27 protein-coding genes are annotated in these 25375 nt (G+C 69.2%); 15 read left to right on the forward strand and 12 right to left on the reverse strand.

Features of this window, described 5'->3' with window-relative positions; translation table 11 throughout:
* The first annotated feature begins 114 nt into the window (after nt 1–114).
* The 4 genes from ACFXKZ_RS02265 to ACFXKZ_RS02280 all read left to right on the forward strand — a co-directional run bounded on the left by ACFXKZ_RS02265 (nt 115) and on the right by ACFXKZ_RS02280 (nt 4960).
* Nucleotides 115–1389 (forward strand): terminase large subunit domain-containing protein, encoded by a 1275-nt coding sequence (locus ACFXKZ_RS02265; protein ID WP_379997266.1) that lies wholly within the window; start codon nt 115–117, stop codon nt 1387–1389.
* A gap of 503 nt (nt 1390–1892) precedes the next feature.
* The gene (locus ACFXKZ_RS02270; RefSeq protein WP_379995440.1) at nt 1893–2258 is read left to right on the forward strand and encodes a hypothetical protein; all 366 of its coding nucleotides are present in this window, start codon (nt 1893–1895) and stop codon (nt 2256–2258) included.
* A gap of 189 nt (nt 2259–2447) precedes the next feature.
* Nucleotides 2448–4148, forward strand: a complete 1701-nt coding sequence (locus ACFXKZ_RS02275) for a hypothetical protein (RefSeq protein WP_379995442.1) — start codon at nt 2448–2450, stop codon at nt 4146–4148.
* Nucleotides 4149–4255: 107 nt separating this feature from the next.
* Nucleotides 4256–4960 carry a hypothetical protein gene (locus ACFXKZ_RS02280; protein ID WP_379995444.1) on the forward strand — a complete coding sequence of 235 codons (705 nt, stop codon included), beginning with the start codon at nt 4256–4258 and terminating at the stop codon, nt 4958–4960.
* Between the two features lie 276 nt (nt 4961–5236).
* Here the strand turns inward: ACFXKZ_RS02280 and ACFXKZ_RS02285 are convergent, their stop codons facing one another.
* Nucleotides 5237–5656: a hypothetical protein gene (locus tag ACFXKZ_RS02285; RefSeq protein WP_379995446.1), complete on the reverse strand. Its 420-nt coding sequence runs from the start codon at nt 5654–5656 to the stop codon at nt 5237–5239.
* 186 nt (nt 5657–5842) lie between these two features.
* Nucleotides 5843–6298 (reverse strand): hypothetical protein, encoded by a 456-nt coding sequence (locus ACFXKZ_RS02290; protein WP_379995448.1) that lies wholly within the window; start codon nt 6296–6298, stop codon nt 5843–5845.
* A gap of 288 nt (nt 6299–6586) precedes the next feature.
* Here ACFXKZ_RS02290 and ACFXKZ_RS02295 point away from each other — a divergent pair, with 288 nt between their 5' ends.
* From ACFXKZ_RS02295 to ACFXKZ_RS02305, 3 genes are all read left to right on the forward strand, one after another.
* On the forward strand, nt 6587–7237 hold the full coding sequence (locus tag ACFXKZ_RS02295) for a hypothetical protein (RefSeq protein ID WP_379995450.1): 651 nt from the start codon (nt 6587–6589) through the stop codon (nt 7235–7237).
* Between the two features lie 130 nt (nt 7238–7367).
* Entirely contained in the window at nt 7368–7787 is a 420-nt protein-coding gene (locus tag ACFXKZ_RS02300; protein WP_379995452.1) for a head decoration protein, read from the forward strand.
* 13 nt (nt 7788–7800) lie between these two features.
* Nucleotides 7801–8853: a major capsid protein gene (locus tag ACFXKZ_RS02305; RefSeq protein WP_379995454.1), complete on the forward strand. Its 1053-nt coding sequence runs from the start codon at nt 7801–7803 to the stop codon at nt 8851–8853.
* Nucleotides 8854–8879: 26 nt separating this feature from the next.
* Here the strand turns inward: ACFXKZ_RS02305 and ACFXKZ_RS02310 are convergent, their stop codons facing one another.
* Nucleotides 8880–9014 (reverse strand): hypothetical protein, encoded by a 135-nt coding sequence (locus ACFXKZ_RS02310; protein ID WP_379995456.1) that lies wholly within the window; start codon nt 9012–9014, stop codon nt 8880–8882.
* Between the two features lie 213 nt (nt 9015–9227).
* Between ACFXKZ_RS02310 and ACFXKZ_RS02315 the strand changes: the two genes are divergently transcribed.
* Nucleotides 9228–9548: a hypothetical protein gene (locus tag ACFXKZ_RS02315; RefSeq protein ID WP_379995458.1), complete on the forward strand. Its 321-nt coding sequence runs from the start codon at nt 9228–9230 to the stop codon at nt 9546–9548.
* Entirely contained in the window at nt 9545–11089 is a 1545-nt protein-coding gene (locus ACFXKZ_RS02320) for a hypothetical protein (RefSeq protein WP_379995460.1), read from the forward strand. The genes ACFXKZ_RS02315 and ACFXKZ_RS02320 overlap by 4 nt, the downstream gene beginning before the upstream one ends.
* A gap of 339 nt (nt 11090–11428) precedes the next feature.
* Here the strand turns inward: ACFXKZ_RS02320 and ACFXKZ_RS02325 are convergent, their stop codons facing one another.
* The 7 genes from ACFXKZ_RS02325 to ACFXKZ_RS02355 form a co-directional block, all read right to left on the reverse strand.
* Nucleotides 11429–12232 (reverse strand): SAM-dependent methyltransferase, encoded by an 804-nt coding sequence (locus ACFXKZ_RS02325; protein ID WP_379995462.1) that lies wholly within the window; start codon nt 12230–12232, stop codon nt 11429–11431.
* The gene (locus ACFXKZ_RS02330) at nt 12229–13167 is read right to left on the reverse strand and encodes an endonuclease/exonuclease/phosphatase family protein (RefSeq protein WP_379995464.1); all 939 of its coding nucleotides are present in this window, start codon (nt 13165–13167) and stop codon (nt 12229–12231) included. The genes ACFXKZ_RS02325 and ACFXKZ_RS02330 overlap by 4 nt, the downstream gene beginning before the upstream one ends.
* Nucleotides 13168–13280: 113 nt before the next feature.
* Nucleotides 13281–14171 carry a formyltransferase family protein gene (locus tag ACFXKZ_RS02335; RefSeq protein WP_379995466.1) on the reverse strand — a complete coding sequence of 297 codons (891 nt, stop codon included), beginning with the start codon at nt 14169–14171 and terminating at the stop codon, nt 13281–13283.
* Nucleotides 14172–14394: 223 nt separating this feature from the next.
* A complete protein-coding gene (locus tag ACFXKZ_RS02340; protein ID WP_379995468.1) occupies nt 14395–15078 on the reverse strand; it encodes a hypothetical protein in 684 nt (227 codons plus the stop codon).
* Nucleotides 15075–16034, reverse strand: coding sequence for a hypothetical protein (locus tag ACFXKZ_RS02345; protein WP_379995470.1), 960 nt, complete (start codon nt 16032–16034; stop codon nt 15075–15077). Before ACFXKZ_RS02345 ends, ACFXKZ_RS02340 begins: the two co-directional genes overlap by 4 nt.
* Nucleotides 16035–16089: 55 nt before the next feature.
* Nucleotides 16090–16923 (reverse strand): SAM-dependent methyltransferase, encoded by an 834-nt coding sequence (locus tag ACFXKZ_RS02350; RefSeq protein ID WP_379995472.1) that lies wholly within the window; start codon nt 16921–16923, stop codon nt 16090–16092.
* Nucleotides 16924–17740: 817 nt separating this feature from the next.
* Nucleotides 17741–18013 carry a hypothetical protein gene (locus tag ACFXKZ_RS02355; protein WP_379995474.1) on the reverse strand — a complete coding sequence of 91 codons (273 nt, stop codon included), beginning with the start codon at nt 18011–18013 and terminating at the stop codon, nt 17741–17743.
* 382 nt (nt 18014–18395) lie between these two features.
* Here ACFXKZ_RS02355 and ACFXKZ_RS02360 point away from each other — a divergent pair, with 382 nt between their 5' ends.
* From ACFXKZ_RS02360 to ACFXKZ_RS02375, 4 genes are all read left to right on the forward strand, one after another.
* Complete coding sequence (locus tag ACFXKZ_RS02360; protein ID WP_379995476.1) at nt 18396–18572, forward strand: hypothetical protein; 177 nt, start codon at nt 18396–18398, stop codon at nt 18570–18572.
* Between the two features lie 331 nt (nt 18573–18903).
* The gene (locus ACFXKZ_RS02365) at nt 18904–19770 is read left to right on the forward strand and encodes a helix-turn-helix domain-containing protein (protein ID WP_379995478.1); all 867 of its coding nucleotides are present in this window, start codon (nt 18904–18906) and stop codon (nt 19768–19770) included.
* On the forward strand, nt 19767–19994 hold the full coding sequence (locus tag ACFXKZ_RS02370) for a DUF397 domain-containing protein (protein ID WP_379995480.1): 228 nt from the start codon (nt 19767–19769) through the stop codon (nt 19992–19994). Before ACFXKZ_RS02365 ends, ACFXKZ_RS02370 begins: the two co-directional genes overlap by 4 nt.
* On the forward strand, nt 19991–20212 hold the full coding sequence (locus tag ACFXKZ_RS02375; protein ID WP_379995482.1) for a DUF397 domain-containing protein: 222 nt from the start codon (nt 19991–19993) through the stop codon (nt 20210–20212). Before ACFXKZ_RS02370 ends, ACFXKZ_RS02375 begins: the two co-directional genes overlap by 4 nt.
* 295 nt (nt 20213–20507) lie before the next feature.
* Here ACFXKZ_RS02375 and ACFXKZ_RS02380 read toward each other — a convergent pair whose 3' ends face one another.
* Nucleotides 20508–21083 (reverse strand): hypothetical protein, encoded by a 576-nt coding sequence (locus ACFXKZ_RS02380; protein ID WP_379995484.1) that lies wholly within the window; start codon nt 21081–21083, stop codon nt 20508–20510.
* 1046 nt (nt 21084–22129) lie between these two features.
* On the opposite strand from ACFXKZ_RS02380, the gene ACFXKZ_RS02385 reads away from it, so the two are divergent.
* A complete protein-coding gene (locus tag ACFXKZ_RS02385) occupies nt 22130–22501 on the forward strand; it encodes a hypothetical protein (protein ID WP_379995486.1) in 372 nt (123 codons plus the stop codon).
* Nucleotides 22502–22611: 110 nt separating this feature from the next.
* The gene (fxsT, locus tag ACFXKZ_RS02390) at nt 22612–24744 is read left to right on the forward strand and encodes an FxSxx-COOH system tetratricopeptide repeat protein (protein ID WP_379995488.1); all 2133 of its coding nucleotides are present in this window, start codon (nt 22612–22614) and stop codon (nt 24742–24744) included.
* 364 nt (nt 24745–25108) lie between these two features.
* Here fxsT and ACFXKZ_RS02395 read toward each other — a convergent pair whose 3' ends face one another.
* On the reverse strand, nt 25109–25315 hold the full coding sequence (locus ACFXKZ_RS02395; RefSeq protein ID WP_379995490.1) for a hypothetical protein: 207 nt from the start codon (nt 25313–25315) through the stop codon (nt 25109–25111).
* Between the last annotated feature and the right edge of the window lie 60 nt (nt 25316–25375).

Below are 25375 nucleotides of genomic sequence, written 5' to 3' on the forward strand. Positions count from 1 at the left end.
GCGATGGCCTCAGTCCTCACCGGCGGACACGAACTCCAGGCGCGACACCTCAGCTTGATCGACGACGCGTTTGCGCGAGTCGCCTCCGGCGAGCCGCAACGAATCATGCTCACCATGCCGCCCAGGCACGGCAAATCACGCAGAGCCGCCCGCTGGGCACCACTGTGGTACCTGCGACGCCACCCCACACACCGCCTGATGATCGCCGCCTACAGCTCGGACTTGGCCGACGACCACGGCCGGTGGATCCGCGACGCGATCCTCGAGTACGGACCGATCCTGGGCCTGGCACTGAAACCCGGCGCACAAGCAGCAAACCGCTTCAACATCCTGGGCGGCGACGGAGGAGCGGTCACCGCAGGAGTAGGCGGCGGCCTCACCGGCCAAGGTGCCGACCTGGCGATCGTCGACGATCCCATCAAGGACCGGGTCGAAGCCGAGTCCCCGAAGGTCCGCAAACGCCTGTGGGAATGGTGGGAGGCCGTCCTGCTGACCCGGCTGGAGCCATCCGGAAGCATCATCGTGATCCAGACGCGATGGCACGAGGACGACCTCGCCGGACGCCTGCTGCAGTCGGAACGCGAGCGATGGAACGTCATCGACCTCCCTGCGGTCGCCACCAAATCCGATGACGCGCTCGGCCGCGAAATCGGGGATCCCCTCTGGCCGTTGCGCTACGACGCCAAGGCCCTGGCCGAGATCAGGCGAGCGGTCGGTGAACGCGTGTGGTGGAGCCTCTACCAGCAACGCCCTCGGCCCGAAGAGGGCGGAGTCTGGGAATGGGCGTGGATCACCGATCACCGCCTCAGCCCCCTGGCGATGCGCGGAGTCGACCTGACGCGCATCGTCGTTGCCGTTGACCCCGCAGGCGGCGAGAGCGCCGTCGGAGACGAAACGGGAATCGTTGCCGCCGGCTGCGACGCCCGCGGACACCTCTACGTCCTCGAGGACCGCTCCGGCCGCCGGGGCGCCGACGCCTGGGGCAAGGAGGCATGTCGCCTCGCTCTGCAACTACGCGCCGACTGCATCGTGGTCGAGTCCAACTACGGCGGCGACATGTCCCGGCAAATCCTCGCCCAGGCGTGGGCAAGCCTGGAACGCGCCGGCGAAACCCGCGGCGTCCTCATGCCGGCGATCCGAGGGGTCGACGCCAAGGTCGGCAAACGCCTGAGAGCCGAGCCCATTGCCCAACTCTACGAACAGGGCCGCGTCCATCACGTCGGCGAGTGGACGACCCTGGAGAACCAGATGGCTTCCTGGGTGGCCGGTATGGACAGCCCGGACCGCATGGATGCCATGGTCCACGGCCTCACCGAACTCGCGGGCAGCGGCGGCTCCCTGGCCCTCCAGACAGGCGCCGACGATCAACGCCTGGCCGGACGCCGCTGAGAATCCCCCCTGTCCGGATACGTCGTTACGTAGTAAGTGCCAACGCGTTTGCGTTCAGCGGGGTACCGTGACAACGGATCGACACCTGCAACGATTGTCACCGGCAAACGTTGCACGTGAGGATCTGAGGTCCGCCCAGCGGACACGAAGACGGCCCGCCCCGCCGTAAGGCGGAACGGGCCGGACAGGAGGGCTATCGGCCCCGTCGTCGCGCGATCCAGATGCTTACAAGGGCTGTCAGGATCAACACGAAGACGAGTGGCCGGTGGCCGCTCCCCTCGCGGTCGGACACCACAGGCTCGCGCCTATGCTTTCCGGGCATGCGAGTTCACCTCCCCTCGTGGCATCGATCAACCCACAGGGGCGGACAGCGGGCATCTCGCCCACCGGAGTCGACGGTACGCGGAATCAGCCACGTCTCTGGTCGAATCGCCGAAACACCCCACGAGCGCAGGTCCGCGAACGCTCGGGGCCGCGACGGCCGTTGCTGGTACGTTCCTTCCATGGTGATCACGGGGGAGTGGCGCCGTAAGGGCGCAGTCATCGCATGTATCTGCACAGTGCTTGTCCTCGCTGGCTGCGGAAGCAAGGACTCCAAGCCGAAGTTCGAGATGCACTCCTGGGAGAAGCTGACCCAGACCCAACGCACCGAGGCCAGCACCTGGATGGACAAGCTCCGCGACGAAGCGCGCGCCGCACACACCCGCATCGTCGGAGACACGGCAACCGGCGACATCAGCGCCGACATCGACAAATGCTGGAACGCCTGGCCCAAGCACGCCTACAAGGGACCCGCAGACCTCGAGAACCCGGTGCGGTCGTCCTGGTCCACTTTGTGCCAGACAGCGTTGGCGTACACGCGCGGATAGGCTGAACGCGCGGCGCGGGGCCGACCTCCGGGAGGACCCGCAGTGCGCAGTCCATGGCAAGTCCTGACCGACGCCTGGTCGAAAGCCGTCATCGACCCGTGGTCATATCTGAACTTCAAGCCAGCCATGGAAGCCGGATCCCACACAGGGCAGGGCGTCGCATGGCTACGCGAGGAGGACGCCAGGCGCTTGTCCGCATACAAGCTGTACGCGGCGTACGACCACAACCAGGCGGGCCAGCTCACTGCGGTCAACAACGAAACACCGACGGACCGGCGCGAGTTCGGCGACGCGGGCATGCTCATCGACACCGCGCTCGCCTACCTTCTCGGCCCCACCCAGGAGATCGTGGTCGCCGGTGCCGAGGCCGAAGGAAGCCCGGCGGCGGCAGTACAGGCGGCGTTGCGCGAGTGGGCGGGACGCGAACTCCTCTCCCAGCGCATCCAAGACGCCGAACGCAAGGCCGTCGCCTTGGGCGACGGCGTCTACCGACTCGCCTGGGATCCGGCCCGCGGCCGAGTCACGGTGCGCACCGTCGACCCCGGCTTCTACTTCCCTGTCTTCGACGACGACGCGGACCCCGCCGACTACCCCACCCGGGTGCACCTGGCCTGGGAAATCCCCGAAGACCCCCACACAGGGACGAGGGCACGCGTACGGCGGATCACCTACGAACTCGGGGCCATCCGCCCGGCAACGCACAGCACCGTCGACGGCGGTGAATCACCCCTACGGGAAATCGTCGTCGACGACCAGGGCGCGGTCGTGGCGCCCGGCGACACGGCCGACCCGGACACCGGGCTCATCACGCGCGCCTACCCGTGGGCCCCGACCATCCGCACCCATCTGACCTGCCATCTCACGGACGCGGAATGGTTCCTGGACGACCTCCGCACCCACCACGACATCGACCACCTCCCGCTGGACAAGGCCCGCTTCCGCATCCGATCGGACGGCGAAGTCCTGGCCGGCCTGGACCTGCGCTGCGATTTCATCCCGATCGTCCACATCACCAACTCCATCCCCGGCGAGGACCATTGGGGCGTCTCCACACTGGCCCGCCCGACCCAGCTCCTCGACGAGATCGCCGGAACCGACACCGACTCCTCATCCGCCTCGGCGACCACCGGCTCACCGATCCTCGCGCTCGCGGGAGCAACCACGCGAATCGACCGCGCGACCGGACGGCCCGAAACCCTCACTGTGACCCCGGGAGCCGTCTACAACCTGGGTGAGACCGGCCGCCTCGACGTTGTGGACACCTCGAATCAGCTCTCCGAACTCCGAACCCACGTCTTCGACTTGCGACAGAGGCTCGCATCGATCACCCGCATCCCGGGCGCAGCCATGGGCACCGTCGACGCCACGCGCATCCCCTCCGGTTACCTCCTGGACGTATCCCTGCGCCCGCTCGACGCACTCGTCTCCTCCATGCGCCTGGCCAGGACCCACAAGTACTCGCTGCTCTTTCGGTTCGTACAACGGCTTCACCAAGCCGGACACGCCTGGCCCGCAGGCGAAACGCTGCACGCCGAACTGCGATTCGGCCCCCACACGCCCACGGACAAGGCGGCGATCCTGGACCAGGTCTGCCTGGGTGTGCAAGCGAACGTACTGTCGCTGGAGACCGGACTGCGGATGTTGCAGGCGGCCGGCTTCCCGATCGACGACGTCGCGGAGGAGGTACGGCTGATCCAAGGACGGTCGTTCGACGCTGCGAGCCGTTTGGCCGACGCCACCGGGGATGCGGGTGCGGTGCGCACCTACTTGGGGCTTCCCGATGTCGAGCCTGAGGTTCCGGCGGGTGGAGCCCCGGAGTTCACCTCCAGGGACGCGCAAGCGGCGGCGGAGGAGACGTCCCCGGGAACGGCAGACGAGGACGATTCCTGAGCCAAATCACGATTGATACTTCGAGTGCCAGCCACTGACATCAGGTGACACCGGAGTCGGTGTCAGCGAGTGTAAGATGGTTTGCGGAAGGGAAGGGGGATGGGCGCATGCGCGAGCTGCCTGCTGATCTGCGGATCTTGATCGAGAAGGCGTTCGCCGGCGACGAGGGGGCCGGCGCGGCACTCATGCACGCCCGCAACTCAATCGCCCACTTCGCTCTTGGGGAACTGGACGCGGACCTCGCGCTGATCCTTGTCCTAGCTGCCGGTGCACACGAGGAATTCCTGCGCCTTCGTCAACAGTGGGGGGCCGTCCGAAGCCAACTCACGGCACTTGCGAACCTGGGCGTGGAGGCCCCTCTGGAGATCTTCCACGAGGGTTTCGACACCTCCGGGCAAGGGCCCGATCAAGACGCCTACAACCTCGGATACGCCACACTCAGGGGAGTGCTGGGCCCCCTCTTGATGAATCACGGCGAAGTGCTGGAGCGTGAGCGACCTCGTGATCTCTTGCTGCGCTTGATGCGGGAATGCGGCGGTGAATGGACTGCCGCACGAGCCGTAGACGCCATGTCTCAGATGGGTTGGCACACAGCGAGCGAGCGTCCCAGCAATGTCACGGGCAACCTGCTGACTTCCCTGGAACACGAAGGCGTGATCCGTCGCGTGCGGCGTGGAGTGTACGCAGTGGACGCCTCGCGCAGAGAGACCGAAGAGATCATCGCCGCGCTCGTGAGTTATGCCGAGGAAATGGCGAACGAAGAATCCGGTCAGAAACGGGACCGGCGGACGGCGAATGCCGACACACAATAGGAGAACGGATGGATCTACGTTCATCGTCGAATGGACCGCAGCCTGAGGACCCCGGGGCCAACCAAGACCCTCAGAGCCGCAGTCTTTCCAACAGCAAGGAGACTAACACCGCGCCACGGCGGCGTTTCAGTCGCACTCGCCGCATGGTCGGCGCAGTCGGGACCACATCCTGGGTCCTCTATCGTTCGTGGATCATCATCCGCGACGTTCTGCTGTAGCGGTTCTGGCTCGGCCCGGTACCCCGGGCCGAGCCAGACATCGTTCGAGCGCGGTCGATTACGCGGGCGTCGGGACTCGTCGTGTGCAACCGCAGCGTTCTGTCGCCCTGATGGTCGAGGTGACTTCGTCGAGCACGGCCGACCAGGTTCCGAGTTCATCACTCTCGCCCGAAGAGAGGCGACGCAGGAGTTCTCGGGCCGCTTCTTGAATTTCCGGTTCGCATCCCAGCAGCCACCCACTCTCCCAGGAGGTGAGCATGTGGTCGCGCAGATGCTCGGCCAGCGCGAGGCGTTCCTGGGCGGTGCAGACGGGCATGCCATAGGCCCACACGGCGATGAGCTGACTCGGTTGGTGTTCGTCCCGACTCTGGTCTTCGGTGTACGCCACCTCCGCATCGGCGATGGCCCAACGCTCGGCTGGAACTCCGGACCGCAGCACAGGCCAGGAGGTCGAACTTGCTTCGGACGTACTGTTCATGATGATCCTCACACTGCGTCGGCCCTCGTCCGCGGCGAGACAGAGGGCGGGTCAGCGAATGGGCTGAACCTCACGGCTCTCCTCCAGCACTGCTGCCTTCGCGACTTCGAGGGCGGTCACCGGGCGTGCACGCGCTGTGTCGGGGCAATCTAGCGTGCCGAACGTGCGCACCGGAGCGACTCACCGTCACTCCCTCCCGCCTGCCCAACGAAGGTCCTCGTAAAGACGCCTGTAGGTACGCTGGAACTCCCCGAGGGCGACAAGCAGGCGCTCGTCATCGCCCGGTGAAAGCACCGCATCTCGGCGCATGCGTGTAAACAGACGGTCCGCCGCGTCGGCAATGTCCACCAGGCAGCCGGGCGACCAGTAGGCGTCCGCGCACTCCGACAAGCGATCGCGAACATACGCGACCGCGGCCAGCATGGCGTCGATGGTCTCGGGCAGGCCCAGGTGTTCCACCCACGCCTCGTAGAGTTCGCGTTCCGAGCCGCCACCGGTGTACACGTACTCCTCGTACGGCTCCTCCTCGAAGTCCATGGCGAGTTGCCTGTCACCCGACTCCACTTTGCGGCGCGCAACGTTGTACGGCTCCCCGTACCAGGACATGCGCTCTCGAATGGCCTTGCGGCGGGAGGTGGTCACCGTGATTCGCTCTCCTGCGTCGACCCACACTTCGACGCGCGATACGCGGCGGTCTGGACATCGCGGCGAATCGACGTGGACTCTGGACCGTGCCGGGGAGAGTCGCAGACTCGTGGGCGTGGTTGTGGCGGTGTGGGCGCCGTGACAACCCGGTGCGGGTATCGCGAAATACCGCCGCGACCGTACCCGCACGGGCATCACCGTGTCGAACGCCGTCACCCTTTCGGCGCACCTGGTTAGACTCCTACTCGCAGGCGCGGGGAACGCCGGCCATGGGAGAGGACCCCAGTGAACCGCCCCCGCGCTCTTCCCGATCCGCACGTGCCGATCGGCTTCGTCAACGGCCGCCCCGTGTATCCGATCGCAGGCGCGTCCCAGGACGGCGACGACGAGCTGATGGTCAGCTTCAGCCAGTCCGAGCTGACCGAGCGCCTGGCTCGCGAGAAGCAACAGGGCGGGCGCGCCGCCGTGAAGAAGCTCGCGGTGACTCTCGGGTTTCCCGACGCTGCCGGCCTGCAGGCGTTCGTCGCTGCCCAGCGGGGCGGTGTACCCGGCCAGTCCGCCGGTGCGCCGGCTGTCGACGCGGGCCTGGCGGCGCGCGAACAGGCCCTCGCGGCCCGGGAGGCCGCCGCCGACGCCCGTGAACGCGCCGCGCTCCGGCGGTCCGTCCTCGCCGGCCTCGGCGCCACGGGTGAAGACCTCGCCGACGCCGCCGCTCTGCTCGACCGCGACCTCGACGGGGAGGCGGACGAGCAGGCCATCGCCGAAGCCGCACAGGCCCTGAAGGCCCGCAGGCCCGGGTTGTTCGGCGCGATCACACCGCCCGCCCCCGGCGGTGCTCCTGCGGGCGCCATCCCCTCCGCGCCTCACACTCCGCGTCCGCGCGACGGGGCCGGCGGCATGGAGATGGCACGCCGCCGCGGATACGCCGGCACCTGACGGACCCTCGGCTCACCCACCGGCGGGACCATGCCGGACGCGAGGACCACGCCCGCACTCCAACACCCGTGGACGGCAGTCGACTTCGCGATCTGCTCGACCGGAACAACCTCCACGGGAGTACATCCGCATGACGATTCAGCCCGTCGCGACATCGCGACAGGTGAGCACGTCTCGGGCTTGGCTCGGCGGCGCACACGGCACCGACAGCACCGAGACGATCACCCTCGACATCACGACGCTGACATCCGGCGTCCACTACCTGCCGTCCCCGGACACCTCGCAGCCCTATCTGTGCGTGCTGTCCGGAGTGCCCGTAGGCAGGATCACCGCCTCGCGCCTGTACGGGGCGTACGACCCGGCCGCAACCGACGGCCGCCAGCAGCTCCGCGGTTTCATCTACGCCGATGCGATCTTCGGCCCGGACGTCAAGAAGATCCCCGCTGCGCTGCTGTGGCACGGAACCGTCGTTGCCACCGCAGTCCCGGGGGGCATTGACGTCAGCAAGATCATCCCCTCGGTGACCGGTCCCCAGATCCGATTCGTCTAGGCGGAGTACACCCATGACCATTCAGGATCTCCTGAAGGGCGTTTCCGTCGCCGACCTGACGACGTTCGCCCGCAACATCCCCACCAAGGCCGACTACATCCTCACCAAGTCGATCTTCCCGACCTACATGCTGAACGACGTGAAGTGGCGCATCCGGGACGAGGGGCGGTACGTCAACACCGCCAAGTACCGGGCCTTCTCCGCCAGCGTGCCCCAGGCGTCCCGCGAAGCGTGGCAACTGACCCGCGAAGGCATGCTCCCGCCGCTGGGCCAGCGCCTGGACGTCGACGAGCAACAGCAGATCCTCCTCCTCGACGCGACCAACGGTGCCAACCCGGACCGGCTCGTGGAACTTCTGTACGACGACACCGAGCGGCACGTCGAATCCATTCGCAGCCGCCTCGAACTGGCCGCTGGCGACGTCATCCTGGACGGCAAGCTCAGCCTCTCCAACGAAAACGGCCTCACCATCGAGATCGACTTCGGTGTACCCGCCGGGAACCTCCCGGTCGCTCCGAAACTGTGGTCGGACCCGACGAGCGACCCCATCCGAGACGAACTCGGCTGGATCCAGTACCTCGAGGATCGCGGCGCGCCCACACCGGAACTCGTGCTCACCAGCCGCAAAGCCGTCAGCTACCTCGCGACGAACCAGGCGTACCGGTCGGTGTACTTCGGTACCGCCTCCACCGCCACGCCGCCCGCCGCGACGCTCAATCCCGACCAGGTCAACGTCGTCCGTGGGAACTACGGGCTCCCGCCCATCACCCTGTACAAGGCACAGGTGCGTGTGGACGGGGTCGCCACCAAGGTTCTGCCGGAGGATCGGTGGATCATGGTTCCGCCGGACCGGTCCCGCTGGGGCCAGACCATGTTCGGGCGCACGGCCGAATCCTTGGTGCTCGGCCGGGGCACGAACCCCGGGATCTTCGCCCAAGACGCACCGGGCATCGTCATCACCCGCGGCGTCGACGACGACCCGGTACGGATCTGGACCAAGGGTGCCGCTGTCGCCGCGCCCGTGCTCCACGCGGCCGACGCCCACATCTGCGCGAAGGTCCTGTGAACCCGGCCTCGCCCGAAGAGACGTCTTCACCCGTCATCCCCGGGCAGCTGACCCTCGCATTCGCCGTACACATCGATCACCCCACCACCCACGCACACCTGGTTCTGCAACCCGGTGACGTACCGCCACCGGAAGTCGCGGACCTCATCACCAACCCACACGCGTGGGCTCCCGAGTCACAGCCCGCGTTCGGCGAAGATCCTTCTCCGACACCGGAGCAGGAACCCGACCCGGCGCCTCACGTGGACCCACAGGCGCCCGAGCCGGCCTCGACGACAACTCGCAAGAGGCGCACGCAGTGACCCCGTGACGGGCGCGGCGGCCGTGGAACGTCCTCACCGCGGCTGCCGCGTCCCTGCCTGCGAAGGAACCCAATGGATCAGCACCAGTTGGCGTGGCTCCTGGCCCGGCTAGGGACAGCAACGGCCATTTCCGACCTCGAAGGGCGTCACGCCCGCCTGCAGGACACCAGGGCCGTGGCACTTGAGGTACTGAACGAACGCCGAGCCGCCTTGATCACCGATCCGTTGCGGGTCACCGTGCAGGGGATCACGCTCGACACCACGGAGAACCTGAGAGCCCTCGAACGACTCCTGGCGGACGTCACCACGGAACGGTCCCCCGACGGTCCGGACACCGCCGCACCCCACATCCTCACCATCACCCCACTGCGGCCGGCAAACCGCCGACGGTGACACCCGATCAAACCGCCACCCGCCTGGCCACAACTCTCCACACCCTGTGGACGCGCCTTGCCCGTGCTCAGGACGACCTGCTCGCGACGCTTGCCGCCGGACCCTCCGCAGGACGCCTGACTGCCCAACTGGCCAGGTTCGATGCCTCCGTGACCGCGTTCACCGCTGCCGCACAAGACGCCGTGAACGGTTTCGCGCGCACAGAGGTGGCGTCCTGCATGCATCGCGGCGCGGAAGACGCAACCCGGGCGTTGGGCGTACCGGCAGCAGCAGCACGACCGGCAGCAGTGGCGAACGCCCAATCCGCGGCGCGAGCCGCGTTCGAGTCCCGAATTCGCGAAGCGAGCCGGCGTGCCGCAAGTTTCCGACGGGACGTCTCGCACCAACGCACGGCCCGCCAGAACGACCCCGCCCTGACACCAAGCCAGGACCGGGCCGCCCGAGCCGCCGCCCTTCGTGAACGACACCCTCTTGGCGACATCGTCTACCGCAACGCGACCCGGCACCCCGTAGACGACTGGGCACACAGCACCGCCACAACCCACACCGTCACCGCCTACAACCGGGGCTACCTCGGTGCCGCCCACGAAGCGGGAGTCTCCTACGTCGAAGTCCGAGACGGCGTCGACTGCGGATGGCTCCGCCACCAGGACGGCGACAAGGCCAACGGCACCATCCGCACCATCACGGAAGCCCTCGAAACACCCATCTCGCACCCGCGGTGCGGACGCGTATTCCACGCGCGACCCGACATCGTCGACGCAACACAGGCGAAGTCCTGGAGACCCGACGGGACGCCCTTCTCCGGATACAGCGACAGATACACGGCGTGGGGCGATCGCGGCCACGCCATCTCCACGGCATCGATGCTGCCGACCATCGCTCAGGCAGCAACCATGCATCGCACGGGAGCCGACGAACGAACCATCGCTCGGCTACTCACAGCCGCAGTGAACCCGGAGGGGCTGGCACTGCGCGCCACCATCGATACCGCTGACGTGGTCAACGACGAAAGCATCATCCTCGGCGGCGGGTTCTTCACCACCAGCGGACACTACGCAGGGTCCTGGAACTTCGACCTGAATCCGGTCGCCCGCACCGCGTACCTCGACTTCCTCCGCATCGAATCCGCCCACAGAGCCCAGGGATTCGTGTCCGCGTGGACCGAACACTTCGAGAACTGGCTGATCGCCCAGGAATACCGAGCGATCAGCCTCCTGGCCAACATCGACATCGGCGGCTACGCATGGGCGCGAAACGGCTACTACTGGACCGACGAGGAAGCAGCCACCGACCTGCTGGACGAACTCCACGACGTCCGTGACGCAGCCCCGGCTGCCGTGCGCGGCGAACTGGACCGGCTGCTGGCGCGCGCATCCCGGTACCCCTTCGGAAGCGCCGAATACCCTTCCCCCTGGGACGTGTCCGAACTCGGAGCCTCCCGACCCTGGATCGACGAGGAAGACCGGACCCAATGGTTCGGGAAACACTTCCTTCTCGGTCGGAACTGGTACGGCACCAAATGGCTGGAGGCCCCGTGAGCCGGCGTGAACCACAACGCCCCGCCCCGGACGTCGTACAACGTCACAGCGCGATCGCCGACGCACACCGCGCCTGGATGCGAGACCACGCAGACGATCCCAACTCACCCCACAGGCCCCAAAGCCGTCCCACAACCTCCGACTACGGAGTCCACGCCCTGGACCTCGAAGCCGGTGAGTCCACGGATAACGATCTGCGCCGACGCATCACTCCGACATAGCTCGCTTATTACGAGAGCAGCCGGCACACGGCCCACATGTCGGGCGACAAGCGAGCCGTGTGCCGGAGAAGTGCCACGACGCGTGGGAGGCCACAGGTCTGCGGGACACCCGCGCTCGTCAGGGCACCCGGGCGACACCCCCATGCATGTGGACTTCCCAGCCACCCTGGTAGTAGGAGCAGTAGGGGCCGATGTCGTCGGCTCTCCACGCCGCGATGTCGCCGAGCCCGGGCGGGACCACGTTCAGTCCCGTGAACAACGCGGCGGCTTCGTCGGGGGTGGCGACGCGCCCCCAGGCTCCTCGGGTGCCGGCGTGCATGGCGTCCGTGATGGTGTGGCGAACTTCGGGATCGTCGCTGACGAGGACGCTCACGACCACGTACGAGTCGGACGGCAACCGACGGACCACGTCGCGCATGAGATCGGCGGGGCGCCAGATGTTGTTCAGGACCGTGGTTGCCAGTACGGCGATCGGGCCCTCGGCGAGGAGGTCGGCGACGGCGGGGACGCCCACCAGGGCGTCGACGGCGGTGATGTCCGCGTCGACGACGGTGGTGTGCTCGTTCTGGTCCAGGAGCATCCTGGCCTGCCCCAGGACGAGCGGGTCATGGTCGACGTAGACCACCCCGGTCATGGGAGCGATGCCGTGGGCCACGGTGTGGATGTAGGGCTCGGTGGGGATGCCGCAGCCGAGGTCGAGGATGCGGCGGATGCCGTGGTCGCGGACGAGGTCTCGGGTGGCCCGGCGGGCGAACATCCGAGCGTTGCGGATGGTGGCGCCGATGCTGGGCGCGGCACGGAGAATCGCCGAGCCGGTGACCTCGTCGGACGCGTAGTAGTCGCTGCCGCCGGCCAGCCAGTCGAACACCCGGGCGTCGGTGGCGGTTTCGACACCGTGTGGGATCGGGTCGTCCGGGGTCACAGCGCCGCGCTCCGGATCGCGTTCGAGGTGTGGTCGTGGTCGAGGTGCGGTGCTGCGGCGCGGCGCAGGATGTCGGCGAGGGTGCTGCGGTGGAACTTTGCGCGGACGGCGTGGTGGTCGGACAGGCCGGTCATGTCGATGACGTCGACGTCGCGGAGCGCGGGCAGGAGCATCGTCGATACCCAGAATCCGTCCACGGCGGTGGCGCCGCCCTGTTCCGGCTTGGGGATGACGGTGGGTGCCAGGGCGGACATGCGTCCGTGGGTGCGGGCGATGTGGCGGGCGGCGTCCTCGGCGCCGGCGGCGAGCATTTCGCGGTCGGTGTGGGTGTCTGGGATGCGGGTGCCGTCGGGGCCGCGGCGGGAGCGGTGGGCCTGGTGGACCCGGTCGGTGAAGGATTCGATGTCCGGCAGGAGCGGTCCGCCGGGGATGGGCACGGTGTAGGAGTTGCGGTCGCCGCCGAGGATCGCCGGGAGCTTGACCGTCGCACCGCCCTCGGTCGTGTACCCCTTGTCGAGGAAGCGGGTCAGGTGCTCCCCCTCGGCCGCGCGGTCGGTGGGCGACGAATAGGTGAGATGGTGCGAGACCGCGACGATCGGCACCGTTTCCCCGCCGGTGTCGCGAAGGCGCAGGCTGTGTGCGGTGGGCTCCAGTTGCCACCCGGAGTCGCTCCACTCGCGGGTGGCCTCGAAGATCGACGGGTCCGCGTACAGGGCGGTGGAGCTGCCTCGGCCGACCCAGCCGCGCATCCCGAGCACGTCCACGGCGCGCTTGGCGAGTTCGCCGTCGTTGTCGAGGGCGTCCCACATTTCCTGCCTGCAGAGCACGGCGGGCCGGAGCCAGGCGAGGAATTCGTGCGCCTTCTGCCACCGTTCGCGGTCGCCTCCGCCGTTGTTCTCGAAGTTGCAGGTGATGAAGTCGACGGTGGTCGTCACGTTGTTGTGGACCCTTTCGTGGTCGGTATCGGAATGAGCCCGCGCCGGACGGCCGCGGTCGTCGCGGTCGCTGCGGGAGCCCGGGACAGCCCCCGGCCCGGATGCGGGCCGGATCAGCGGTAGATGCGCGGGTGCGCGCGGGTGGGCACGGGTGTCGCGCCGGCGACCCACAGGCGTGCGCCGTCGCCGCAGTCGACCCCTCGGTGGCATGTGGGTGTCGCGGTGAGGCTGGTGCGGGTGATGGTGTGCCAGGCGTTGTCGATGCGTACGTGCGGGGTCCAGCCGAGGTAGCGCAGGGCGCGGGTGAGGTGGTGGAGCGTGAGGGCCGACTGTCCGAGGTCGAGGTAGCGGTCGACTTCGTTCATGAATCCGGCCCAGGTCGCGTGGGCCGGGTCCTGGGGCACGCCCGGTTCGCCGCGCGCGACGGCGTTCAGGGCCTGTGGCAGGACGCCTCGAAGGAGGGTGTGCAGGAGGCGGGTGCGAAGCGCGTCGGGGTCGAAGTCGTCGTCGGGCGCGGAGATACTTCCCTGGGCGAGGACGGGGCCGTCGTCATAGGTGTCGCCGTTGATGCGGTGCACGCTCAGGCCGATCGTCGGGTCGCCCGTCCGCAGGGCCCACGCCACGGGCAGGGGTCCCTGCCAGCGGGGCAGCAGCGAGGGGTGGCAGTGGATGGTGCCGCCGGGGATCGCGTCGAGGACGAACCGCGGCAGGGTCGTGGAGTATTCGCAGACGATGAGCATGTCCACGCGGGCGCCGTGCAGGGCCTCGGGGAGTTCGTTCGCGGGTCGGGCGACGACGTCGATCTCGGGGGGTGTGACGCCGCGGATGCGGGCCAGTCGGGCGGCGGGGTCGGGTTCGCGGGTGCGGTGGCGCCAGATCATCGGGGGGACGACGACCAGTACAGGGGTGAAGCCGCTGCCGGCGCATGCCTGGCGCATCATGTCCAGGATGTCGAGGCGTGCGCTCGCCAACGCCACGCGTACGCAGGGGCGTTCGGTGATCACGACGTCCTCGCGGTGGTACCGGAGGCGGAGTCGGCGCGACAGCTGGCGCCCGGCGCCGTTCGCGGCCGTGGAGAGGCGGCCGGGCGATCGGGGTCCTCGGTGTGCGGTGTCAGGGCCAAGGCGGGCTCCAGGGTGGGTGGTGTCGGGGTGATGCGGGCAGACCATGGGCGCGCCCGTGGGTGTGGTGCGCCGGGGCGGCGGTGGCGTTGCCGGTGACGTGCGGTCACCGGTGCACTTCCGCCGTGGTGGTGAGCGGGTGGCCCTCGGGGGACGGTCGGTAGGTGAGTACGGCCCCGAAGCGCAGGTCGGGGCCGGGGTTTTCGTCCATCGCGACGCGGAGTCGGGGGTGTACGGCGAAGCCGTCGCCGTCGCACGCGCCGCACCCGGCCGCCTGGCGCCGCAGAGCCTCGCGCAGGCGAGCCAACGGCAGCAGGGGCGGCGGGTCGAGGTGGCTCAGAAACGCCACCCGCAGCGTTTGCGCGGGCAGCGGGATCCACAGGTGCACCAGGTCGTCGTCGCGGGCGCTGGTTGTCCGGTGGTGGTCCTCATCGGGGCGGGGCAGGCGGGCGAGGCGCGGCGACGGGCTGCGCGGCGGCGCGCACAGCAGTGTGGCGCCGGCCGGTCGCGCCCGGCCGACGCCGAGGAAGACGGCGGCCGTGTCGACGAGCGCCTGGTCCGTCAGGACCTGTGCGAACACCTGGGAGCGTCGCTCGACGGCGTCCATCCGCTCCATGGTCAGAGCCGTTGTTCCGGGGTGGGTCAGCAGTTCGCGTCGGGTCGGCGGCTGGTCGTACAGGCGCGTGGCCTCGGCGGTGAGGTCGTCGACGACGGTGCGGTTCGGCAGGTGCCCGAGGTGGGCGTATCCGTCGCGGAGGTAGAGGGTGCGGGTGTCCGGCGCGGTACTCACTGTGCCGCTCCCGTCGGGGAGGTCGGTGCGAGTGCCGTTCGGGTGGTCGTGTCCGCCTGGCGGTGGGCGGCCCGGGCGGCGGCCCGGTGGAGGTCCGCGAGTTGTGCGTGCAGTTCGGCCGCGGTGGGCCGGTCCAGCGGGGTCCTGCTCAGTGCGGGGGTGAGGATGTCGTCGAGTGCCGTCCACGCAAGATCGCGCGGTACTCGCGACAGGGGCGCTCCGTTCGCGATCGCCCGCCGATGCTGCTCGGGTGTGGGGGGTCGGCCGCCGTAGCCGCGACGCACGGCCACGGCGGGCTCACCCGTCCAGCACAGGCGCAGCGAGGCCGCCAGTGAGTAGACGTCGGCGGCGCGGGTGGGGGCGGGTTGGCGGCGGGTGATCGTGGCGGCGGCTTCGGGGGCGGTGCAGTCGACGTGGCCCGGTGTGTAGGGGTGGGCGGTCAGGAGGTCGTGGGCGATGGTGCCGCGGGGGCCGTGTGCGCGGGCGTAGTCGAGGAGGCGGGCGCCGGTCGGGGTGTGGACGCAGTGGGCGGGGTGGAGGTCGCCGTGGACCCAGCCTTCGGCGTGGAGGTCGGCGACGGCGCGGGCCAGTTCGACCGCCCGTTCCAGGGCGCGCAGGCGCATGATGGCGCGTTCGGGGCCGCGGGTGCGTAGGGGCGCCCAGTGCTGTTCGGTCGTGGCTCCCTGATACCAGGGCAGCGCCAGCCACGTACCGGCGTCGTGTCGGCCGTAGTGGGGGCGTTGGGGTACCAGGCCGACGGCGTGCAGGGCGCTCAAGGCGGCGGCTTCGCGATCGACGGCCCGGCCGATGCCGATCTTGACGGCCAGGATGGCCTGCCCGCCCGCGATCCGCCACAACGGGGCGCGCGACGAATCGACCACCGGCGTGGTGGTGGGCGTGGGACCGACGACGGGTCGCAGGGCGTGGATGACGTCGGCGGGTAACACGGCGCTCATATCGGCTCCGTTCGGAATGGCGGATGGATGGTTGTGCGGGGGCCGGCTGCGGTGTTCAGGTGCCGGTGCGTTGCAGGGGTGCGGGGGCGGCGAGTTCGGTGACGAGTCCGAGGCAGGTCACGGCCGCCTCGAGCGGGGGGTGCGCCGGTTTCGCGCGCCATCGGGCTGCCGGTACCAGGCCCGGCGCGAGCGGGATTCCCGGGACCACCGCGAGGATTTCGTCGCGGGTGCGCAGGCGCAGGGGGATGCCGTGGGATCGGTACACCCGGGCGAGGGTCGTCGCGGGCGAGCGGGGGCCGGTCTCGCCGGACAGGTGGGTGGTGACGAGGCGGCTGCCGGCGGGCAGGTTCGCGGTGAGGCGGTGGAGGACGCCGCGCGGGCCGTACCTGTGCGGAAGGTGTTGGACGAGGCCGCCGGCGACGACAGCGACCGGCTTGGTGAGGTCGAACATCGCGCGGACCCGCGGGTGTTTCCAGATGGCCTCGGGATCCAGGGGCAGTGCGCGTACGCAGGCGATACGGCCGGTCCCGTCGTCGGTGAGGGCGCTCTGGAGGGCGTGGACGACGGGGTCGTCCTCGACGTAGACGATGCGGCAGTGCGCGTCGAGGGCGTGGGCGACCTGGTGGACGGTGTGGCCGTCGATCGGGACGCCCTGCGCGAGGTCGACGAACTGGCGAATCCCAGCACGGGCAAGATGGTCGACCACCCGCCGGGTGAACAGGGTCGCCTCCGCCACCGTCCTCCACAGCTGCGGGTACACGGTGAGCGCGGCGTCGGCCAGAGCGCGGTCGGCGGCGACATTGCTGTGGCCGCCCGCGAGGCAGTTGTTCACCCGGCCCACGTGCGGCTTGTCCAGGTCGAGTTCGATGGGAGGGGAGAACACCAGCATGACTACCGTTTCGAAGTCGGGGAGGGGATCCGGTTCGTGCAGGACCCGGCGCGGGGCGGCTTGCTTTCGAACCAGCCGCGGCCGACCGGGGCCGGGCGGTAAGGACGCACCAGGGGCGCGCGCCGCACACCGGAACCGAAATCGCGCCAGGGCCGAACGCTTCGTTCGCTGCCTTGTTGCCAGAGTTGGTGGAGAGTTCCCGACAGGCCGGGTCGGCGGGTGGCCGGTACGGCGTGCAGGTGTCGGGGCCAGCCGAGGTACATGGCGTGTAGGGCATCGATGACCTGTCCTGCGGTGACGGTCCGCTCGCGTGTGCCGAGGTTGACGACGAACCGCAGCCGAAAGGCGTCGTGCGGGCGAATGCTCGCGCCCTTCTGCGGCGTCACCCGGCCACCGGCGCGGTCAGGCGACGTGCGGCCGGCTCCGCTCCCACCAATACAAGATGCCGCGGGATGGGCCCCGTGCGCGCGAGCACATCCCGCATGCGGGAACGGCGATGATTCATCGGGATTCTCCGAAAGGGGTGTGGTGGTTGTGGGCGGCACGGGTGGTGGGCGTCGCTCCGTCGAGGCGCCCGCCACCCGTCGTCGGAGTGCCGGATAGCCGCGTGGGCACTCCGGGCTCCGCCCCGTGGTCCCGGGACGGTGCCGGACATACGGGTCGGGCGACAAAAGGAGTTGGGGTCGGACGCTGGCGGTCAGGTGGCCCGCGTCCGACCGGCCGCCCGGGGGGGTGTGGGGCGGCCCGACCCGGTGCAGGGACGAGAGGGATGTCAACCTGCGCCGGGACGAAGGGGAGAGCAGCGTCCGAGGGTGGCTCAGCTACTCAGAAAGCGGATGTCGCTGGGATCCGGCCGGGCGAACTGTGAGTGGTCCTGGCCCAGTTCGGAACTGATCAGCGCGTCCAGCGGCCTCGTTCCACCGACGCCGGCGAGATCCGACGTCGCGTTGAACAGAACGGGGACCGCGTCGTACACGTGGGTGCGTTCGCAGTACGCCAGAGCCTCGACGGCGGCCTGGATATCGAGCTCCACGCGATCGCGGAACAGCCAGCGGTTGTCGGAGCGCCACAGCCAGCGCACGACAACCACGGACCCTGCCGCGTGTCGGGGGTAGGCGGTGAACGTCCGTCGCGGACTGGGGTCCGCGTCGAAAAACCGGAATCGGTACACGGGAGTCTTTCGAAGTGGGGGACGGACGCACAGCCGGTGAGACGCCGGGCGGTACGGAGCACGACGCCGCCAGCGACTCGTTGCCGGTGCAGTCGCCGGAGGTCCCGGCCCCGCGCGACGCCATGGGCGTTACGGCATCCCAGGACGGGCGTTCACGGGACGCGCGTTCGCGTGTCGCGAGCGTTTTGGAGTCCGACGAACACGGGAGGGCGAACGCGGCCGCGACCCACTTCCCGCCACCGGGCTTCGGCCCGTAGCTCAGCTGGTGCGCCAAGACCTTTGCCATCTCCAGACCACGCCCGTGCTCGGCATCGGCGTCGGCGGCCCTGCTGAAGGGCAACACTACGAACTTGTCGTCTACGACCGCGAATACCAGGCATTCGCCCTCGACCCACCAGAACAGGACGATGGATCCGGCGGTGTGAACGAGCGCGTTGGTGACCAACTCGACCACCACGGACAGAGGATCGTCGGCTAACGCGTCCACGGCAGCGCACACAGCACGTGTGTGCGCCCGGGCGCTTCCTGCGGAGAGCGGACTTCTCGGTAGATCCAGTCGGTGAGCGGGCAGCTGCATGCGGGTCTCCCTGCGCATCGCACGGCAACGCGAACTGCTGCGCCTCGTGATCATGGCGGCGCAGTCGGTGACTGGAAATCACTGTGAAGCTCCAGGTGTCTCCACGTCAAGCCTATGACTGGCATCATGCCAACTTCATTCCAACGAGGAGGCGAGGCAGGTAGCCTGCCGGTGCGTCCGCAATGCTGTGCGCATACACCACCGTCGTGAGGTCACATCGGATGGAGATGCCATGGCCGTCGAGATGAGCCCGCAGGTCGCCCGCCGCGAACTGGGCAAAGAACTTCGGCATCAGCGCGAGAGAGCGGGTCTCACCGCCGACGAGGTCGCCGTGGAAGTCGACAGCAGCCAGTCGCAGGTCACGCGCGTCGAGAGCGGCGACCGCACCTGCTCCAAGGAGATGTTCACGAGGCTCCTGGAGCTCTACGACGTCGAGAGCGCACTCCGAGATCGCCTGACCGAACTGCTGGCGATCGGCCGTCGCCGGCAGGTGCCCTGGTACCGAAAGCGATACGGCGACCTGTTGTCCAAGAACTACGACCGAGTACTCGGCTTCGAAGAAGACGCCACCCACCGTCTCGACTACCAAGCCGTCCTGCTGCCTGCCCACCTACAGACGCGCGACTACGCGTTTGCGGTCACCGGGTCCGGCTGGGCCGCGCTCGGACCGGACCAAATCGACGGCCTCGTCGAAATTCGCATGGCCCGCCAACTACGACTCACCGGCGAGAATCCGCTCAGCCTCGACTGCGTGATCACCCAAGCCGCCCTGAGCTTCCACGTCGGAGGCCGGGATGTGATGAAACGCCAACTCGGCCATCTACTCGAAGTCACCGAACTCCCCAACGTCAGCCTTCGCATCATCCCCTGGCAGGGCGGGGAGAACGGAACGCAAAACGGCTCGTTCAACATCTTCAAGTTCGCCGAAGGCGTGGATGACGTTGCGTTCGCCGAATCCGTGGCCGGTAGCGTCCTCCTGGACCAGCCGATGGATCTGCGCCGCGTCAACCGGCTCTACACGAATCTGGCCGCCAAGGCTCTCTCGCCCGACGAGAGCCGCAACCTGATTACGAATGTCGAGAGGGAACTGACCCCATGAACCCGAACACCCTGTACAGCGCCCCGCTGGACGGCGCCACCTGGTACAAGAGCAGCTACACCGCCAGCAACGACCAGTGTGTGGAGATTGCCGAACTTTCCACACTGCCCGCAGTGGCGATCCGCGACTCCAAGAACACAAACCTGCCCGCGAGCCGCGTCTCGGCGACGGGCTGGGCAGCGTTCGTGACAGCCCTCAAGGCCGGCACCTTGGTCACGGCATGAGCGCGAAGTCGGACCTCTACGCGCAGGATCTGACCGGAGCCGTGTGGCTTGCAGCCCCAGGATCGCCCGTGGACGACCGGATCGAGATAGCCGAACTGGGCGACGGTGCCGTGGCTCTGCGGAATCCGGCTGATCCCGTGGGGGCCATCCAGCGGTACACCGCCGAGGAATGGCAGGCATTCCTGAATGGCGTCCACGACGGCGAATTCGATCGATAGAAACAACGGAGGGCCCCAAGCGAAGTGGGGCCCTCCGAGTCCTTGATATCACTCACAACCCGAACAATCAGCGCCTCCGCAGGATCCACAGTGCCGTTGCCCACGGGAGTTACAAGCCCCTGTATGTCCGCACGGTGGTGCAGAGGGCCCCAAGATGGGGGTTGGGGCCCTCCTCATACTCCGGTCGCAAACCTTGTTCGAGGTCCGGCGGTCCGCCTGAGCAGGCTGATCGCGGCGACGTCTGCCCGACGTCCCGAGCCCTTGGTCCATCCGCCCCGCGTCTTGTCAAGAAGCCTCAGCCCATGGGGCCGTCCCTGCGCAGACGAATGGCCGAGTTGCGCATGAAGTCGGCGTTGGCGCGGTGGTCTTCGGCCAGGACGGGTTCGGCCTCCGCGAGTTCTTCGTGCACGTCCGCTAGGACTTCCAGGGCCTCGACCACGGCGACGTTGGTCGGATGGTCGACCCCACTGTCTCCCTCCGCGAACTCGATGGCGGTCAACGCCGCCCACGCGTTCCTCTCGGTTTCCCGAGCTTCGCGTGCACGCGGACGAAGGAGATCTCCGGGGCGGCGGCTGGCGTTCTCGTAGGCGTCGGAGCCAGGAAAACGGGTCACGTCCAGTTCACCCGAGACCGCCGTCGGCCCACCGCCCGTCGCGGAGAACCACTCGTCCAAGGCAGCGGCGAGTTCACGCCCGCACCCGTCCACCCGCCGCCCTTCGGACGACCACGCCAACACGGCCCGGGAACCGTCGTGCCGGGGGCTGTGTCGGGGTGAGCCGACCTTCTCCAGGCGCTCCCAGCCGACGCCGCGTTCGCGCTCGGCCACGAGTGCGGCGGCCACGACGTCCGCCAGGACACCGTTCAAAGCCAAGGCCGCACCGTAGAGTTCCCCGGGCCGCGTATCCGGGTCGATCGTCACCAGAGCACGCGCGGCTTCGCTCAGGGCTCTCGCCTGTGCGGCGAAGGCGAGACGGGATTCGTCCCGCGGTGAGAGAGGTGCGTCGGTCTGCGGAGCCTCAACCGGGGCCTTGGTGTCTGCCATCAAGCCAGGCTAGGACCGGACCCAAGGCGGTGTCCGGAGAACTGTTGCACCCGCATCGGGCGGGTGGTTGAACCACGGACCTACCGTGACAGCGACCAAGTGCGTGTCGTCTCGCGCGCCCTGAAACGCGAACTCCATCTGCTCGCGCGGGGGTGGTGCTTCCACCTTCACCGTCCGATACACCGAGGTCCGCCACGCAGCGATCGGGCTACCGCAGTACCTCGTTGACCTGACGACGGGCATGTGGCTGGGCAGCGTCCAGGCGTTGCCGGTCGCGGAGGGAGAGTCCCAGAGGCACGACCCCGAGTTCTTCCTGACGGTCACCGTGAGCTTCACGAGAGAGGCGGGGCGAGTCCCCATACTGCGGGGTACTGTTCGCAGATCCACAGATGCGATCCGCAGCCGCGAATAGCGCACCCTTCGAATACGGGCACTGCACCAGTTATCACCAGCAAGGACAGGTTCGCCTGCGGCAAGCCGGCTCACTGTGCCTGCGAGGACGGCGCCCGCGCCACGGACCAGGCACGCGCCGCCCGGCGCCAGGCGGAGAAGGCCGAACGCGCCGCGACGGTCGACGTCGGACCGAGACGGATGTCCGTGGCCCAGGAAAACCGGTGGCTCCGCGAACAGCAGGACAAGATGCGCGCGGCCCGGGACCGACGCTCGGGCCGTTGAACCGGTGGCGTCGGATCGTCCCGCCGCCGACCGCGCCCGGCTCGCGCGCTGATCGCCGATGCCGGTCGGCCGTGTCGTCGCACGACGGTCGCCCGGTCGATGTCCGTGTCGAACCGCCGGAGACCCGGTCCGACTGTTCCCTGCCCGTGTCGCCGCCTGTTCCCGAGACTTGATCATGCCTGTGGCCCGACGATGGGTGCGTGACGGGTTGGCGGAAGGCGTGTCTGGTGGTTGTGGCGGTCGTCGGTGTGGTGGCGGCGGTCGGGTTGGTCGTGATGCCGGTGGTTGCCGATCTCGACACGGCGGCCGCGGTGGGCAGTGTGGAGGGGGCGGTGGTGGGTATCGCGTCGACGTGGGTGTCGGTGGCGGCGTTGCTGCGTTCCGGGTCGACGACGGTGTTTGCGGATGGCGGGTCGAACGCGGCGGGTGGGGACATGCGCAATCCCTCGGCCCGTGACACCGGTTCCGGTTCGGGCCCGCCCGCGGTTGCGGGGTCGGGTGTGTTCGCCTCGGGTGGGTCGAACGCCGCAGGCGGGGACATGACCGATCCGACCGCGCACCGCGGCCCGTGACACGGTGGCGCCGCCGCGGGCGGGCCGCCGACACCGACGTCCCCACTGCGGCGCCGGGTGTCTCGGCGACGGCGGGATCGAACGCGGCGGGACGTGATCTGTTCAACCCGGTGGCGGTTCACGCGGAGTTCGCGCTTCCGCCGCAGGCGTACGCGCCGATCCCCGACGACGCCGTCTGTGCGGGGGTGTCGAACATGCGCCGTACCGTGGCGTTCGTGGGCCGCGACAGTGAACTTCGCGCGTTGGAGGCGGCGTTCACCCGGGCCGGTGAGGTCGTGGTGCACGCGGTGCACGGGTTGGGTGGGGTCGGCAAGTCCGCGCTCGCCGCCCGCTGGGCCGCACACCGGGGCGAGCGGGTGCGGTGGTGGATCACCGCGGAGGATCCGTCGAAGGTCGACGCGGGACTGGGCGCGCTCGTGCGTGCCCTGCAGCCTGGGCTGGGCGCCCTGCCCGCAGAGTTGCAGACCCAACGCGCCCTCGCGTGGCTGGCCGGGCACGACGACTGGCTGCTCGTGCTGGACAACGTCGAGGACCCCGCCCACATCGACGCGCTGCTCGACCGGGTCGCGGGACGGGGCCGGGTCCTGGTCACCACCCGTCGCGCGACCGGCTGGCACCGTCACGCCGGCACCATCCGACTGGGCGTCCTGGAACCGGCCGACGCCCTCGCCCTGTTCACCCGCGTCCTCACCCACCAGGTGCCGCGCGAGGGCGATGGGGCCGACGCGGTGTGTGCGGAACTCGGGCACTTGGCGCTTGCGGTGGAGCAGGCCGCCGCGTACTGCGCGGAGACCGGCACCCACCCCCGCGCCTACCTCGACATGCTCCACCGATGGCCCGCCGCGATGTTCGCCGCCACCACCGCGGGCGGCGACTCCCAGCGCACCGTCGCCCGGATCTGGCACCTGACCCTCGACCACCTGGCCGACACCCCCCTCGCCGGGGAACTGCTGCGGATCCTGGCCTGGTACGCCCCCGACCACATCCCCCGCGACCTCCTCGCCCCCCTCGCCGCACCGCCCGAACTCGCCGCCGCGATCGGCCGGCTCGTCGCCTACAGCATGATCACCGACAACCACGACGGCACCCTGACCGTCCACCGCCTCGTCCAAACCCACGCCCGCACCCCCGACGCCACCGACCCCCACCGTCGACCCGCCGACATCGCCCACGCCCGCGACCGCGCCACCCAACTCCTCGCCACCACCTGGCCCACCGACGTCAAACACCCCGCGAACCTGCCCACCTGCCGAACCCTCCTCCCGCACACCGACGCCCTCACCAGCCGACACACCCCCGACCACGACACCGCCCACACCGCCCGCGCCCTCGACCGCGCGGCCAGCTACCGAAAAGGGCAGGGCGCACTCGCCCCCGCCATCCTCGGCCTCCAACGCGCCCTCAACGCCCGCGAGCAGCTGCTGGGCACCGACCACCACGACACGCTGATCTCCCGCAACAACCTCGCGCGCGCGTACGAGTCGACGGGGGATCTCGGGCGAGCGATCCCCTTGTACGAAGACACGCTCGCCGACTCCGAGCGCGTGCTGGGCACCGACCACCACGACACGCTGATCTCCCGCGGCAACCTCGCGCGCGCATACGAGTCGACGGGGGATCTCGGGCGAGCGATCCCCTTGTACGAAGACACGCTCGCCGACTCCGAGCGCGTGCTGGGCACCGACCACCCCATGACGCTGATTGCCCGCCACAACATCGCGCATGCGTACGCGTCGGCGGGGGATCGGGGGCGGGCGATCCCCCTGCACGAACGCACCCTCGCCGATTCCGAGCGGGTGCTGGGCACCGACCACCCCGACACCCTCGCCTCCCGCGGCGGCCTCGCTGGCGCGTATCGGTCGGCGGGGGATCTGGGGCGGGCGATCCCGCTGCACGAACGCAACCTCGCCGATTCCGAGCGGGTGCTGGGCACCGACCACCCCGACACCCTGACCTCCCGCCACAACCTCGCCGGCGCGTATCGGTCGGCGGGGGATCTGGGGCGGGCGATCCCCTTGTACGAACGCACCCTCGGGGAACGGGAGCGGGTGCTGGGCACCGACCACCCCGACACCCTGACCTCCCGCCACAACCTCGCCGGCGCGTATCGGTCGGCGGGGGATCTGGGGCGGGCAATCCCCTTGTACGAACGCACCCTCGCCGACGCCGAGCGGGTCCTCAGCCCCGGGCATCCGTTGATCGCAGTGGTGCGCGTGGGCCTGGAACGGGCGCTGTCCACGTAGCAGGGCAATGGCGACCATCCGCCCGGGTGGTTACAGACAGCCCAGCCGAGAGCGACGTCCCGAGTGGTGGGAGGCGATGGTGACGGCGTGCCCTACAACTCCACGTCCGCCGGGTCCAAGTCGGCTCGGACAGCGGTAACCGTCATGTATTCCAAGCCTGTCGTATTCTCCCGATGTTGCGCCGTCGCAAGCGTGTGTGGCCCCCCGCGAGGCCGAGCTTTGCGCATTCCGTAGGCGGTGTAGGCGGTGCTCTTCGCGGGTCGAACACGTGATCCGAGGTTCGAGTGGCCCTGGGCCGCGGGCACGGCCGAGTCCACGACGGGCCGTCGTGGACTCGGGGCCGCCGACGCGGGAGGGCGGGTGATCATCGGTTGGCGGCCGCGAGGGCCGCCAAGGCGGCGGTTACGGTCGCGGCGAGGTTGACGGCCGCGGCGAACGTGTGGGCGGCCCGTGTGAGCGCCTGGGGGTATGTGGCTCCGGCCAGGCGAGCGAGTTTGGCCGCTGCCGCGGCGGCGAGCAGGCCGACGACGGCCACCAGTGCGGCGCCGGTGAGGACGAGGGCGAGGACCATGACGGACTCCCGTGGATCGGGCCGGGGTTGACGTCCCCCACCATGGGCGAATCCGCGTAC

It is taken from the genome of Embleya sp. NPDC059237, from assembly GCF_042754105.1.
Classification (GTDB): Bacteria; Actinomycetota; Actinomycetes; order Streptomycetales; family Streptomycetaceae; genus Embleya.